Source organism: Nocardia sp. 149-1B (genome assembly GCF_057747975.1).
Window position 1 is genome coordinate 3,046,821 of the sequence record NZ_CM173233.1, and the last position, 14,689, is coordinate 3,061,509.

A 14,689-nucleotide genomic window follows, 5' to 3' on the forward strand; every position below is an offset into this window, starting at 1 on the left:
GGGCCATCGTTCACATAACGAACCCAGCCGTCCGGCGTTGACGGGAGCATGACCCGCACACCCCCGCGCCGCGGCCGCTACCGGGCCGCCTCGCTCGCCCTGCTGACCACCACCCTGGTCCCCGGGCTCGCGCAGCTGCCTGCCCTCGCCGCGAGCCCGGTGACGGCCCGCGCCACCACCGCGACCGACGGCGTCGTGCACCCGCTCGGGAGCCTCGGCGACCCGGTCGCCGGCCTCACCGACCTCGACGCGCGCGGCACCGCGCTGCCCTCCGCGGCCCAGCGCTCCGCCGCGGCCCGGCTGGGGGCGGTCGACCTGCGCTGGAACCAGCTCGGCACGCCCGCCTCGATCCTGCCCGCCGACGGCGTTCTGGCCCGGGCGACCTCGAGCGACCCGGTCGCCGCCGCCCGCGCCTGGCTGAGCGACCACGCGGCGGTGTTCGGCATGACCCGGGCGGCGGTCGCCGACCTCGAGCTGGTCAACGACCAGCGACTGGCCCAGAGCGACGCCCACGCCGTGCTGTTCCGTCAGCGCTTCGGCGACCTGGCCCCCGCACTCGCGAGCCTGGTCACCGTCGGCGTCGCGAACGGCGAGATCGCCTACGTCTCCTCCTCGATCGCGAAGGCCTCCGGGGCGGCACCCGACGCCACCCTGACGCCGGTGCAGGCCTGGACGAAGGCCGCCGCCGACGTCGGTCGCACCCTCGACGGCGGCGTGCTGGGCAAGATCACCTCCCGGGTCGCCGACGGCTGGACCCGGCTGACCGTGCCCGGTTACCCCCAGCAGCAGCTGGTGCGACTCCGGGCGCTCGCGTTGGCCGACGGGACCGTCCGGCCGGTGTTCGAGACCGACGTGATCGATGCGGAGAAGGGGTCGGCCTTCGCCTACACGCTGATGGTCGACGGCGTCACCGGCGCCATCTTGCACCGGCAGAACCAGGCCGAGAACAGCAGCGACGCCTTCCAGTTCCAGGGCGAGGTCACCGCGACCGAGTGCGGACCCAAGCACGAGTTCGAGCTCACCGACGCCAACACCAAGCAGATCGTCGCGGTGGCGGCCGAGGCCAACACGCTCAACGACATCGAGGTCAAGATCTTCGACCCGTCCGGCCAGCTCCTGGTCGCCAGCGACCTGGCGACCAGCCCCGAGGCCGCGACGTACTCCGCCGCCCCGATCCCGGCAGGGATCTACACGATGCAGGTCTGCCCGTTCGCCAGCCCGACCGTGCCGTTCCTGCCGCCGGGCAACTACGTCGCGAGCGTGACGACGAGCGACACCGCGGGCCCCTCGACCGGGGACACCGGCTTCTCCCCGAAGTGGCGCTACTTCACCGCCAACCCCTCGCTCGACTACTCCCCCGACACCACCCCGTCGAACTCCGTGATCGGCTGCTGGGTCGCCGGTGCCGGCTGCACCTCACCGACCGGCCCGTTCCGCAACGTCGCCGCCCCCGGTCCGTGGGACGCGGTCGCCTCCACCGGCGTGGGTTCGATGACGACGGTCGGCAACAACGCGAACACCCACGAGGCGTGGCTCGACCCGCTCGCTCCGGGCGGTACGGCGCAGGCGCCGATCTCGCCGACCCGCGAGTACACCGGTGAGTTCACCGACGCCTGGAACAACTCCGGCTGCAACCCCAGCCAGCTGGTGCCGGGCGGGAACGACATCGACGCGACCGTCACCAACCTGTTCGTCGCGCACAACCGGATGCACGACTACGCCTACTACCTGGGCTTCACCGAGGACAACTACAACCTCCAGCTCGACAACCTCGGCCGCGGCGGTGTCGCGGGCGACCAGGAGGTCGGCAACGCCCAGGCGGGCGCGCTGACCGGCGGGCAGCCGTCGTACCTCGGCCGCGACAACGCCAACCAGATCACGCTCCAGGACGGCGTGCCGGGCATCACCAACCAGTACCTCTTCCAGCCGATCGCCGGCGCGTTCTACTCCCCCTGCGTCGACGGCGGCCTGGACATGGGCATCGTCGGCCACGAGTACACCCACGCGATCAGCAACCGGATGATCGGCGGGCCCGACGACAGCATCACCTCCGAGCAGGGCGGTGCGATGGGCGAGTCGTGGGGCGACCTGACCGCGGGCGAGTACATGTTCAGCCACGGCTACGCCAACGGCGGCAACCCGTGGGCGGTCGGCGTCTACGCCACCGGCAACAAGGCGGTCGCGATCCGCGACTACGCGATCAACGACAACCCGCTCAACTACTCCGACTACGGCTTCGACAGCACCGGCAACGAGGTCCACGCCGACGGCGAGATCTGGAACGGCACCCAGTGGCAGGTGCGGCAGGCCCTGGTGAACAAGTGGAACAGCCAGTTCCCCTACACCGACAAGGCGCTGCAGCTGCGCTGCGCCCAGGCCACCACCACCGGCAGCCCGCTGCCCGCCAGCCAGTGCCCCGGCAACCGCCGCTGGATCCAGCTGGTGTTCGACGCCTTCCTCCTGCAGCAGGGCGCGACCTCGATGCTGGACGCCCGCGACGCGATGCTCGCGGCCGACCAGATGCGGTTCCACGGCCAGGACCTGACGGCGATGTGGGACGCGTTCGCGAGGCGCGGCATGGGGCAGGGCGCCTCGTCACCGAACGCCGACTCCGGCGATACCCAGCCGAGCTTCGCCTCCCCGCGGTCCAAGAACGGCACGGTGAGGTTCCACGCCAACCGTCCCGGCAAGTTCTACGTCGGCCACTACGAGGCTCGCGCGACCCCCGTGGCCGACACGACCGCCGCGGGCAAGCTCAAGAACACCGCCCGGTTCGTGCCCGGTCGCTACGAGATGCTCTACGTCTCGCCGTCCGGCGGCTTCAAGCGGTTCACGATGAACGTGCGGACCGGGTCGCAGACGGTGAACGTCCGGGCGCCGCGGAACCTCGCCTCCGCCAAGAGCGGCGCCCGGCTGCTCGGCGCCAGCGACGGCTCGCTCAACGCGGGTGCCCTGCTCGACGGCACCGAGAAGACCGCCTGGGGTGGGGTGTCCGGCACGAACGTCGACGAGTCGCACCCCTCGGTGACCGTCGACCTCGCCGGCGGCGTCCACACGGTTCACCGGGTCCAGGTCAGCGCGATGCTGAACCCGGCCCCCGCCGACCCCAACCAGCTGCCGTTCGCCGCCGATCCCGACCCCGACTCGGGCTCGCGGTTCACCGCCCTGCGGCAGTTCGCGCTCGAGGCCTGTGTCCGCGACTGCGGATCGACGAACGCCGTCTGGAAGCGCTTCTACGTCTCCCCCGCCAACGCGTTCCCGGCCGTGCGACCTCGCCCGGTCGCGCCCGACCTCACGCTGCGTGCCTTCCGGGTACCGGCCACGAAGGCGGCCGCGATCCGGTTCGTGGTGCTGGAGAACCAGTGCACCGGCTACGCCGGGTACGCCGGGGAGCAGGACAGCGACCCGACGAACACCACCGACTGCAAGGCCGGGTCCGACCGCGGCACCATCGTGCACGCCGCGGAGCTGCAGGTGTACTAGGACAGCCGTTGGTCGAGTAGCCGTCGCCGGTCCTCGCGACGGCTACTCGGCCGACGAGGGCGTTGGTGGCGACCGTGGTCACCGCCCAGCGTCCGACTCGGGTGAGTCTCGATACCGCCAGACCTGTTTCCGTACGGCCAGCGAGGGTACGGCGTCCAGGGGCGAAGTGCCCCTGCCGCACTTGCCCGCACCCTCGCTAGGTTGGAGATCATGGTCGGACGCATCCCCGTCATGAACGTCACTCCCATCGTCGACCTCGGTCGGCAACCCGCGAAGGCCACCGTCGGTGAGCCCTTCCCGGTCACGGCCTCGGTCTTCCGCGAGGGGCACGACCAGCTCGCCGCCGAGGTGGTGCTCACCGGCCCCGACGGCCGGCGCCGGCCCCCGGTGCGGATGACGCCCCACGGCGAGATCCCGGACCAGTACGAGGCCTGGGTCACCCCCGACACCGGTGGCGCCTGGAGCTTCGAGGTGATGGCCTGGTCCGACCCGCTCGCGACCTGGCAGCACGATGCCGCGCTGAAGATCCCGGCCGGGGTCGACGTCGACCTGATGTTCCTCGAGGCCAAGCTCCTGCTCGAGAAGGTCCTGGCCTCACTCGACCCGCGCGACCCGTCAGCCGCCGCGGCGGCCCCCGTTCTCCAAGGCGCGATCAACGCGGCCGGCGACGCCAAGCGGCCCGCCGCGGCCCGGCTGGCCGTGCTCGAGGCCCCGGACGTGTCCGCGGTGCTCGCCGGCCACCCGATCCGCGAGCTGGTCACCGTGGAGGGCCCCTACCCGGCGTACGCCGATCGTCCGCTGGCGCTGGCCAGCAGCTGGTATGAGTTCTTCCCCCGCTCCGAGGGCGCGACCAAGGACACCAAGACGGGCAAGGTCACCAGCGGCACGTTCACGACCGCCGCGAAGCGGCTCGACGCCGTGGCCGCGATGGGCTTCGACGTCATCTACCTCCCCCCGATCCACCCGATCGGCGAGGTCAACCGCAAGGGCCCGAACAACACCCTCGATCCCGGTCCCGACGACACCGGCTCACCGTGGGCGATCGGCTCGCAGCACGGCGGGCACGACGTGATCCACCCCGACCTCGGGTCCTTCGAGGACTTCGACGCGTTCGTGGCGCGCGCCCGCTCGCTCGGGCTGGAGGTCGCGCTCGACCTCGCTCTCCAGGCCGCGCCCGACCACCCGTGGGTCAAGGCCCACCCCGAGTGGTTCACGACCCGAGCCGACGGCACGATCGCGTACGCCGAGAACCCGCCGAAGAAGTACCAGGACATCTACCCGATCAACTTCGACAACGACCCGACCGGCATCTGCCAGGAGGTGCTGCGGATCGTCCGCCTCTGGATGTCGCACGGGGTGCGGATCTTCCGGGTCGACAACCCGCACACCAAGCCGGTGGCGTTCTGGGAGTGGCTGCTCAAGGAGGTCCGCCGTACCGACCCCGACGTGCTGTTCCTGGCCGAGGCCTTCACCCGCCCGGCGATGATGCGGGCGCTGGGTGCGGTCGGGTTCCACCAGTCCTACACGTACTTCACCTGGCGCAACGCGAAGTGGGAGATCGAGGAGTACCTCCGCGAGCTCGCGCAGGAGTCCGCCCACCTGATGCGGCCGAACTTCTTCGTCAACACCCCCGACATCCTCCACGCCTACCTGCAGTACGGCGGGCCCGCGGCCTTCAAGATCCGCGCGGCGATCGCCGCCACCGGGTCGCCGAGCTGGGGCGTCTACGCGGGCTTCGAGCTCTACGAGCACGTGGCGGTCCGTCCGGGCAGCGAGGAGTACCTCGACTCGGAGAAGTACCAGATCCGGATCCGCGACTGGGAGGGCGCCGAGCGGGAGAACCGGTCGCTCGCGCCGTACCTGACCCGCCTCAACGAGATCCGTCGCCAGCACCCCGCCCTGCAGCTGCTGCGCAACGTCTCGATCCACTGGAGCGACGACGAGAACGTTCTGGTGTTCTCCAAGCGCGCCACCACCGCCGGCGGTGCCGACGACGTCGTGATCGTGGTCGTCAACGTCGACCCCCACGGCCCGCGCGAGACCACGGTCCACCTCGACCTCGACGCACTGGGGCTGCCCGCGGGCGAGAACTTCGTGGTCCACGACGAGATCACCGGCGCCGACTGGACCTGGGGCCAGCACAACTACGTGCGCCTCGACCCGTTCCACGAGCCCGCCCACATCCTCAGCGTCAGGAGGCACCGGTGACGGAGTCGCTCCCCGACATCCCACCCCACAGCTCACCCGCCGGCTCGCGCGACGCGACGCCCGACGAGCAGACCAGCAACACCCCCGAGTGGTTCAAGACCGCGGTCTTCTACGAGGTCCTGGTCCGCGCGTTCCGTGACTCCAACGCCGACGGCACCGGCGACTTCCGCGGCCTGGTGGAGAAGCTCGACTACCTCCAGTGGCTGGGGGTCGACTGCCTCTGGATCCCGCCGTTCTTCCCCAGCCCGCTGCGCGACGACGGGTACGACGTCGCCGACTACACCGGCGTGCACCCCGAGATCGGCACCATCGAGGACTTCCGCTTCTTCCTCGACCAGGCGCACCAGCGCGGACTGCGCGTGATCATCGACTTCGTCATGAACCACACCAGCGACCAGCACCCGTGGTTCCAGGCCTCGCGCTCCGACCCGGACGGGCCGTACGGCGACTTCTACGTGTGGTCGGACTCCGACGAGCTCTACCAAGAGGCGCGGATCATCTTCGTCGACACCGAGCCGTCGAACTGGACGTGGGACCCCGTGCGCCAGCAGTACTTCTGGCACCGGTTCTTCTCCCACCAGCCGGACCTCAACTTCGACAACCCGGCCGTCCACGAGGCGATCATCGACGCGATCCGCTTCTGGATGGACATGGGCATGGACGGCTTCCGGCTCGACGCCGTCCCGTACCTCTACGAGCGGCCGGGCACGAACGGCGAGAACCTGCCCGAGACCCACGACTTCCTCAAGAAGGTCCGCAAGGTCGTCGACGACGAGTACCCCGGCCGGGTGCTGCTCTGCGAGGCCAACCAGTGGCCCGAGGACGTCGTGGAGTACTTCGGCGACTTCTCGGTCGGCGGCGACGAGTGCCACATGGCGTTCCACTTCCCGGTGATGCCGCGCATCTTCATGTCGGTGCGCCGGGAGTCGCGGTTCCCGATCTCGGAGATCCTCGAGCAGACCCCGCCGATCCCCGACACCTGTCAGTGGGGCATCTTCTTGCGCAACCACGACGAGCTGACCCTCGAGATGGTCACCGACGAGGACCGCGACTACATGTGGGGCGAGTACGCCAAGGACCCGCGCATGAAGGCGAACATCGGCATCCGCCGGCGCCTGGCTCCCCTGCTGGACAACGACACCAACCAGATCGAGCTGTTCAACGCGCTGCTGCTCTCGCTCCCCGGATCGCCGGTCCTCTACTACGGCGACGAGATCGGGATGGGCGACAACATCTGGCTCGGTGACCGCGACGGCGTACGCACCCCCATGCAGTGGACCGCCGACCGCAACGCGGGGTTCTCCTCGGCCACACCGGGCAAGCTCGACCGGCCGGTGATCCAGGACCCCGTGTTCGGGTACCAGTCGGTCAACGTCGAGGCCCAGCTCGAGAACACCTCGTCCCTGCTGCACTGGAACCGGCGGATGATCCACACCCGTCGCAACCACCCGGCGTTCGGCCTCGGGTCGTTCCACGACCTCGGCGGCTCCAACCCGACGGTGCTCTCCTACGTGCGCGAGTACGTCGCGGAGGACGGCACCGAGGACATCATCTTGTGCGTCAACAACCTCTCCCGGTTCCCGCAGCCGGTGGAGCTCGACCTGCGCCGCTTCGAGGGCCGGCGCCCCGTCGAGCTCCTCGGCCGGGTCCCGTTCCCCGAGATCGGGGAGCTGCCGTACCTGCTCACGCTGGCGGGCTACGGCTTCTACTGGTTCCGACTGACGGTCCCCGAGACCACCGAGGAGGTGCAGCTGCTGTGAGCACCGACGATCCCACCACGCCCGCCACGCCCGTCGACCCGACGCCCGAGCAGACCGAGACCGACGTGTTCGCCCGCTACCTCGAGCGCACCCGGTGGTTCGGCGGCAAGGGCAGGCCCTTCGAGGTCGCCTCGGTACGCCGGGTCGGCGAGGTCCCACGCGACAGCGACGAGGCCCCCCGGGTGGTGATCGACCTGGTCGAGGTCGCCTACTCCGACGGCCCCGGCGGCTCCGAGGTCTACCAGGTCCCGATGTCGTTCTACACCGAGCCGGAGGGCCGGCTCGACCACGCGTTCATCGGCTGGTGGGACGAACCCGGCCACGGCTGGGTCCACGCCTACGACGCTCTGCACGACCGCGAGGCGATGGACAGCTGGCTGCGGGCCTTCGACCGCGCCGCCCGCGAGCCGGGGGGCAACCTCAGCGACGACGAGAGCGGGCTGCGCTTCCACCGGCTGCCCGGCCACGACCTCGACCTGAGCGCCCACTCCACGCTGTTCTCCGGCGAGCAGTCCAACTCCTCGGTGGCGTACGGCGAGGACTGCCTGATGAAGGTGTTCCGCAAGATCACCCCGGGCGTCAACCCGGACATCAGCGTCCACGAGGTGCTCACCAAGGCCGGCTCCGTCCACATCGCGGCGCTGTACGGCTGGCTCGACTGGGTCGACTGGGAGGCCGACCCGGACGCCGAGGAGCGCTCGGGCACGACCATGCAGCTGGGGATGCTGCAGCAGTTCCTCCGCACCGCCAGCGACGGCTGGGACCTCGCGCTGACCAGCGCGCGCAACCTGTTCGCCGAGGGCGACCTGCACGCCCACGAGGCCGGCGGCGACTTCGCCGCCGAAGCCTCCCGGCTGGGAGAGGCGCTGCGCGAGGTGCACGACGACCTGGCGGCGAACTTCCCGGTCCAGCGGCTCGATGCCGACGCGGTGGCCGAGCTGGCCGGCGCGATGCTGACCCGACTCGACGCGGCGCTGGAGATCGTGCCCGAGCTCGCGGCCCACGCCGAGAGGCTGAGGTCGACGTACGAGCACCTGCGTGCCCTGGGGAGCGTCGAGGTCCAGCAGATCCACGGCGACCTGCACCTGGGCCAGACCCTGCGCACCAGCCTGGGCTGGAAGATCGTCGACTTCGAGGGCGAGCCGGCCAGACCCCTGGCCGAGCGGCTGCTGCCCGACTCGGTGTGGCGCGACGTCGCGGGCATGCTGCGCTCCTTCGACTACGTCCCGCACGTGGTCGAGCGCCAGTTCGCCGAGGACCAGCCCGAGGGCGCCAGCCAGCGCGCCTACCGTGCCGAGGAGTGGGCGAACCGCAACCGCAACCACTTCCTGAACGCCTACGCAGGCGCCGAGCTCACCGACGAGCAGCGGGTCCTGCTGGATGCCTATGTCGCCGACAAGGCGGTGTACGAGACCGTGTACGAGACACGCAACCGTCCGACCTGGGTGGCCATCCCACTCGAGGCCGTGGCGAGGATCGGAGCGGCATGACCGTGAAGAAGAACAAGTTGTCCACGAGCCCCGCGCCGGCCGCTGCGCCGGCGGGTCCGGCCACCCCCGCGGCCGCCGAGGCCCCGGCGGCCCCAGCTACGTCCGCGACCCCTGCGGCACCCGCCGTACAGCCGGTCTCCACCGGAGAGCTCCACCAGATCGCCCACGGTGAGCACGGCAACCCGCACGGCGTGCTGGGTCCCCACCCCCACGAGGGCGCCGTGACCGTACGAGTGCTCCGCCCGCTCGCGAGCCGCGTGGTCGTGCGCTGGCGCGACGGCTCCGGCACGTCCGGGGAGGCCGAGCTCACCCACGAGCACGAGGGCGTGTGGGCCGGGGTCATCCCGCTGCCGGACGTGCCCGACTACCGGGTCGCCGTGAGCTACGGCAGCGACGAGATCGTCGTGGACGACCCGTACCGGTTCCTCCCCACGCTCGGCGAGATGGACCTGCACCTGATCAACGAGGGCCGCCACGAGCAGCTCTGGGAGGTCCTCGGCGCCCGGGTCCACCACTACCCCGGCGCCCTCGAGCCGGTGAGCGGCACGTCGTTCGCGGTCTGGGCCCCCTCCGCTCGCGCGATCCGGATCAAGGCCGACTTCAACAGCTGGGACGGCCGCGAGCACCCGATGCGCCAGCTCGGCACCTCCGGCGTGTGGGAGCTGTTCGTCCCGGACGTCGGCGCCGGCACGGCGTACAAGTACGCCATCCTCGGCCCCGACGGGCAGTGGCGCGAGAAGGCCGACCCGATGGCGCAGTGGGCCGAGAAGCCCGCCGACACCGCCTCGAAGGTCTACGAGTCGAGCTACTCGTGGGGTGACCAGGCGTGGCTGGAGGAGCGCGCGAAGCGCCAGCCGGTCGCCTCGCCGATGAGCATCTACGAGATGCACCTGGCGTCGTGGAAGAAGCACCCCGACGGCCGGTTCTGGTCATGGGCGGAGCTCGCCGAGGAGCTGCCGGAGTACATCGCCGGGCTCGGCTTCACCCACGTCGAGCTGATGCCGGTGATGCAGCACCCGTTCGGCGGCTCGTGGGGCTACCACGTGACGTCGTACTTCGCCCCGGACGCGCGCTTCGGCGACCCCGATGGCTTCCGGCTGTTGGTCGACCGGCTGCACCAGGCCGGCGTCGGCGTGATCCTCGACTGGGTGCCCGGCCACTTCGCGACCGACGAGTGGGCGCTGGCGCGGTTCGACGGCACACCCCTCTACGAGGACCCCAACCCGCAGCGCGGGTGGCACAAGGAGTGGGGCTCCCACATCTTCAACTTCGGCCGCCGCGAGGTCCGCAACTTCCTCTACGCGAACGCGCTCTACTGGCTCGAGGAGTTCCACGCCGACGGCCTGCGCGTCGACGGCGTCGCCTCGATGCTCTACCTCGACTACGCCCGCGAGGAGGGCGAGTGGAGCCCGAACATCCACGGCGGCCACGAGAACCTCGAGGCCGTCCAGTTCCTCCAGGAGATGAACGCCACCGTCTACAAGCGGGTCCCCGGCATCACCACGATCGCCGAGGAGTCGACCTCGTGGCCCGGCGTCACCCGGCCGACCGCCCACGACGGCCTGGGCTTCGGCTTCAAGTGGAACATGGGCTGGATGCACGACTCCCTCGACTACATGGCGCACGAGCCGGTGCACCGCGCCTACCACCACGGCGAGATGACGTTCTCGCTCGTCTATGCGTGGTCGGAGAACTTCGTGCTGCCGATCAGCCACGACGAGGTCGTCCACGGCAAGGGCTCCCTGCTGCGCAAGATGCCGGGTGACCGGTGGCAGCAGCTCGCCAACCTGCGCGCCTACCTCGGATTCATGTGGGCTCACCCCGGCAAGCAGCTGCTGTTCATGGGCGTCGAGCTCGGCCAGGAGTCGGAGTGGGCGGAGTCGCGCGAGCTCGACTGGTGGCTGCTCGACCACCCCGAGCACCGGGGCGTGCAGTCGCTGGTGCGCGACCTCAACACGGCCTACGTCGCCTCCCCCGCCCTGTGGGCCCGCGACCACGAGCCCGAGGGATTCCAGTGGATCGACGCCAACGACGCCGGCCGCAACGTCTTCTCGTTCATCCGCCGGGGCGGTGACGCCGACCTGGTCTGCGTCTCCAACTTCGCGGCCGTCCCCCACGACGACTACCGGCTCGGGCTCCCCTCGGCCGGGGAGTGGGACGAGGTGCTCAACACCGACGCCGGCGTCTACAGCGGGTCCGGGGTCGGCAACTTCGGGGCGGTCACGGCGGTCGAGGGCGAGTGGTCCGGCCAGCCCGCGCACGCCACGATCGTGGTGCCGCCGCTGGCGACGGTGTGGTTCCGCAAGCGGGTCTAGCGGCGCGGGTACCGGCGGCCAGGTGGTGCCGGAGTGACGCTTGGGACTCGGCAGCGGCCAGGGCCCGTCGGTAGAGTTCCAGCGTGACCGAGCAGCCGACCTCCGTGACCACCGTCGCGGAGGGCATCGCCCGGATCGCCTGGGCCCCCGACCAACCGGTCGACGTGGTGCGCCACGAGGTGGCCGCCGCGCTGGCCGGGCACGCCCGGGTCGAGGCCCTGGTCGACCCCGACGACGAGAACGCCCAGCGGATCGCGACCTGGTCCGGGCTGCGCCGCGAGGGCGTGATGCGAGGCGTGACGGTCGAGGGACGCACCGTCGACCGGATCGTCTACGCCCGGCTCGCCACCGACGTACCCGCCCACGAGCCGGAGGGGTTCCGAGCGCTGCTCAACTCCTTCCTCCCCCGCAAGCGCGCGATCAGCCAGATGCTCATCCGCGACCGCGACGATCGGGTGCTGCTGTGCCAGCTGACGTACAAGCAGGACTGGGACCTGCCCGGCGGGGTCGTCGAGGTCGGTGAGTCGCCGCAGCTCGCCGTCGCACGCGAGGTCGAGGAGGAGCTGGGGCTGCTGATCGAGCCCGGCCCCTTGCTGCTCACCGACTGGTTGCCGCCCTGGAGCGGCTGGGACGACGCCCTGTGCCTGGTCTTCGACGGGGGCGCGCACGACGCCTCGATCACCGACACCATCGTCCGCCAGACCCGAGAGATCCGGTCCGCGGAGTTCTGCACCCCCGAGCAGGCGCGCGAGCGGTGCGCCGACTTCACCGCCCGCCGGGTGGCCTCGGCGCTGGCCAACCTGGGCGCCTCGGGGCCGGCGTACACCGAGTCCGGCGGCCGCTGAGCTAGATCCCCCGGCCTCGGCCGTCTCCCGGACCTCGGAAGGGTTGTCGTTTGGTCACCAACGACAACATCTCGCGCGCGACCTCTGTCGTTGGTGACCAAACGACGGAGATCACCGGCCACCGGCTTGGTACACCGCGCAAAGATGATTACATGATTACAAACGAACAGAGAGAGCGAGTGACCGGCTGGTTCGCCGGCCGGCTGCCGGCGCAGTGGCAGAGCGCCCCCGCCGACATCGCCATCGACCGCGAGGAGATCACGGTCGTGCTGACGATCCCCGACGTGGATCTCCAGGAGCCGACCGAGGCCGCGCTGGCCGAGGCGCGGGCGGGGCGGGCATCGGGGTTCCGCGAGGACACCCGGGAGCGCCGGATGGAGATCGCCAGCGAGGCCCAGCACCGCTTCGAGCGCAAGGTCTCCTGGGGCGTGGCCGTCGGCGAGCACCGCGAGCTGTGGACCCACGTCGCCGCCCCGGTCATGACGCGGCTGCGCCAGCCCCAGCGGCTCGTGCTCGACACCCTGGTCGACGCCGGTGTCGCCCGGTCACGAGCCGATGCGCTCGCCTGGTGCGTCCGCCTCGTCGGCCAGCACGAGGGTGACTGGCTGGCCGAGCTGCGCCGGGCCATGGACTCCGTCGCCGACGTCCGCGCCAAGGGTCCGGCCGCCTGAGGGTCGCGCCGGCGGACGCATCGCCACGAGCACGCCGAGGATGAGCACCGCTCCCCCGGTGAGCTCGGCGGCGTTCGGCCGCTGGTCGAGGAGCAGCCAGGCCGACGCCATCGCGACGGCCGGCGCGAGCAGCACCCACGGCACCACCGCCGACGGCGGGTTGCGGGCGAGCAGCGTGTTGAACACGCCGTACCCCACGAGCGAGGCCAACCCGGCCGTGTAGAGCGTCGAGACCCCGGCCTGCCAGGAGAAGGACGCGAGCGCATCGGTCACCGCGACCGGACCGTCGACCGCGAGGGAGAGGGCGAGCATCGGGATCGGTACGACGAGCGCCGACCAGACCGTCAGCGACAGCCCGCCACGCACCCCGGAGGCGCGCGACACGACGTTCCCGGCACCCCACGACAATGCGGCCGACAGGCAGAGCACCAGGGCCGCCAGGCTCACGTGCCCCCCGCGTCCCAGCCCGACGACGACCAGCCCGACCGTGCCGACGAGCACGCCCGTGACCTGCGGCCGGGTCGGCAGCTCGCGCAGCACGCCTGCGGCGATCACGACGGTGAAGATCACCTGCGCCTGGAGCACCAGCGCCGCGAGACCCGGCGGCATCCCGACATCCATCGAGACGTAGAGCAGGCCGAACTGGCCCAGCGACATGAGCGCCCCCACCGCGATCAGCACCCGCCACGACACCTCGGGCCGGGGGACGAGGAAGACCGCCGGGACGAGCACTGCCGTGAACCGCACCGCGACGAACAGCAGCGGCGGCACGCCGGCCATGCCCCAGTCGATCACCACGAAGTTGAAGCCCCAGATGATGGCGACCACGGCGGCCAGCAGGGAGTCGCGTCTGTTCACGAGAGCCAGCAAAGCCGACACAACCATGAAGTACCAGCAAACTGTTCTGCATGAATCCCGGTAGCCTCGCTACATGATCGACCTCACTGCCCTGAGCAGCCTGCGAGCCGTCGACGCGGAGGGCTCCGTGGTCGCCGCGGCCGAGACCCTCGGGTTCACCCCCAGCGCGGTCTCCCAACAGGTCAAGCGCCTCGAGCGACAGACCGGGGTCCCGCTGCTGGAGAGGGTCGGGCGCGGCGTGATGCTCACCGACCACGGCCGTCAGCTCGTCGAGGCGGGCGCCCGCCTGCTCGCCGACCTCGAGGAGCTCGAGGCCGGGCTGCACCAGCGCGCCGGCAGCGTCACCGGGAACGTGCGGCTCACCGCGTTCTCCACCGCGATGCGCGGACTGGTCGCCCCGACCGTGAGCGCCCTGTGCTCGGCGCATCCCGGTCTCACGGTCTCGCTCACCGAGCGCGAGCCCTGGGAGACCATCGACCTGGTGGCCACCGGCCAGAGCGACTTCGGAGTGGTGCACCGGTGGGGCGACCTCTCGATCCCGATCCCCGACCACCTCGAGTCGCGCGTGATCGGCCAGGACGTCGCCGACGTCATCGTCCATGTCGACCACCCGCTCGCCGGTCGCGACCGGGTCACCCCGCGCGACCTCCTGGACGAGGGCTGGATCGCGACGCCCGAGAGCACGATCTGCCGCCAGTGGCTGACCCGGATGTACGACGGCACCGGCCGGGTCCCCCGCATCGCCCACCAGTCCGTGGAGTTCGAGTCCCACCTGGCCCTCGTGCGCGCCGGTCTCGGCATCGCGCTCATTCCCCGGCTCGGCCGCGCTCCCCTGGGCGACGAGCTGGTCGCCGTGCCCGCCCACGACCCCGCACCCACCCGCGACGTGATCGCGGTCTTTCGCCGCAGCATGGCCGCCTCACCCGCGATCCGAGCCGTGCTAGACGGCCTCGCTCGCTAGTGCCGCGTCTCGGAAGTCGTTGAACGGCTGGCGTTCTCAGGGTGTGTGCAGCGCAAGGCGCCGCCATACCCGCCCGTCTCGCAAGCGTCGGCAACGCA

8 protein-coding genes and 1 pseudogene are annotated in these 14,689 nt (G+C 71.0%); 8 read left to right on the top strand and 1 reads right to left on the bottom strand.

Features of this window, described 5'->3' with window-relative positions; genetic code table 11:
• Nucleotides 1-48: 48 nt before the first annotated feature.
• From AC3ANS_RS14580 to AC3ANS_RS14610, 7 genes are all read left to right on the top strand, one after another.
• A complete protein-coding gene (locus AC3ANS_RS14580) occupies nt 49-3,483 on the top strand; it encodes a M36 family metallopeptidase (RefSeq protein ID WP_488292303.1) in 3,435 nt (1,144 codons plus the stop codon).
• Nucleotides 3,484-3,693: 210 nt separating this feature from the next.
• Nucleotides 3,694-5,691 carry an alpha-1,4-glucan--maltose-1-phosphate maltosyltransferase gene (locus AC3ANS_RS14585; RefSeq protein WP_488292304.1) on the top strand — a complete coding sequence of 666 codons (1,998 nt, stop codon included), beginning with the start codon at nt 3,694-3,696 and terminating at the stop codon, nt 5,689-5,691.
• Nucleotides 5,688-7,451, top strand: coding sequence for a maltose alpha-D-glucosyltransferase (treS, locus tag AC3ANS_RS14590; protein ID WP_488292305.1), 1,764 nt, complete (start codon nt 5,688-5,690; stop codon nt 7,449-7,451). The genes AC3ANS_RS14585 and treS overlap by 4 nt, the downstream gene beginning before the upstream one ends.
• Entirely contained in the window at nt 7,448-8,941 is a 1,494-nt protein-coding gene (locus AC3ANS_RS14595; protein WP_488292306.1) for a maltokinase N-terminal cap-like domain-containing protein, read from the top strand. Before treS ends, AC3ANS_RS14595 begins: the two co-directional genes overlap by 4 nt.
• Nucleotides 8,938-11,256, top strand: coding sequence for a 1,4-alpha-glucan branching protein GlgB (gene glgB, locus AC3ANS_RS14600; RefSeq protein ID WP_488292307.1), 2,319 nt, complete (start codon nt 8,938-8,940; stop codon nt 11,254-11,256). The genes AC3ANS_RS14595 and glgB overlap by 4 nt, the downstream gene beginning before the upstream one ends.
• A gap of 83 nt (nt 11,257-11,339) precedes the next feature.
• The gene (locus tag AC3ANS_RS14605) at nt 11,340-12,101 is read left to right on the top strand and encodes an NUDIX hydrolase (protein ID WP_488292308.1); all 762 of its coding nucleotides are present in this window, start codon (nt 11,340-11,342) and stop codon (nt 12,099-12,101) included.
• A gap of 152 nt (nt 12,102-12,253) precedes the next feature.
• Nucleotides 12,254-12,772, top strand: a complete 519-nt coding sequence (locus AC3ANS_RS14610; RefSeq protein ID WP_488292309.1) for a hypothetical protein — start codon at nt 12,254-12,256, stop codon at nt 12,770-12,772.
• A gap of 33 nt (nt 12,773-12,805) precedes the next feature.
• Here the strand turns inward: AC3ANS_RS14610 and AC3ANS_RS14615 are convergent.
• A pseudogene (locus tag AC3ANS_RS14615) lies at nt 12,806-13,657 on the bottom strand (EamA family transporter); the annotation flags it as partial.
• 46 nt (nt 13,658-13,703) lie between these two features.
• Here AC3ANS_RS14615 and AC3ANS_RS14620 point away from each other — a divergent pair.
• On the top strand, nt 13,704-14,591 hold the full coding sequence (locus AC3ANS_RS14620) for a LysR family transcriptional regulator (protein WP_488292310.1): 888 nt from the start codon (nt 13,704-13,706) through the stop codon (nt 14,589-14,591).
• Nucleotides 14,592-14,689: the final 98 nt, after the last annotated feature.

Bases quoted from the DNA above. Each gene is read 5' to 3' on its own strand.
- AC3ANS_RS14580 (WP_488292303.1), top strand. From the start codon at position 49: ATGACCCGCACACCCCCGCGCCGCGGCCGCTACCGGGCCGCCTCGCTC.
- AC3ANS_RS14585 (WP_488292304.1), top strand. From the start codon at position 3,694: ATGGTCGGACGCATCCCCGTCATGAACGTCACTCCCATCGTCGACCTC.
- glgB (WP_488292307.1), top strand. From the start codon at position 8,938: ATGACCGTGAAGAAGAACAAGTTGTCCACGAGCCCCGCGCCGGCCGCT.
- AC3ANS_RS14610 (WP_488292309.1), top strand. From the start codon at position 12,254: ATGATTACAAACGAACAGAGAGAGCGAGTGACCGGCTGGTTCGCCGGC.
- AC3ANS_RS14620 (WP_488292310.1), top strand. From the start codon at position 13,704: ATGATCGACCTCACTGCCCTGAGCAGCCTGCGAGCCGTCGACGCGGAG.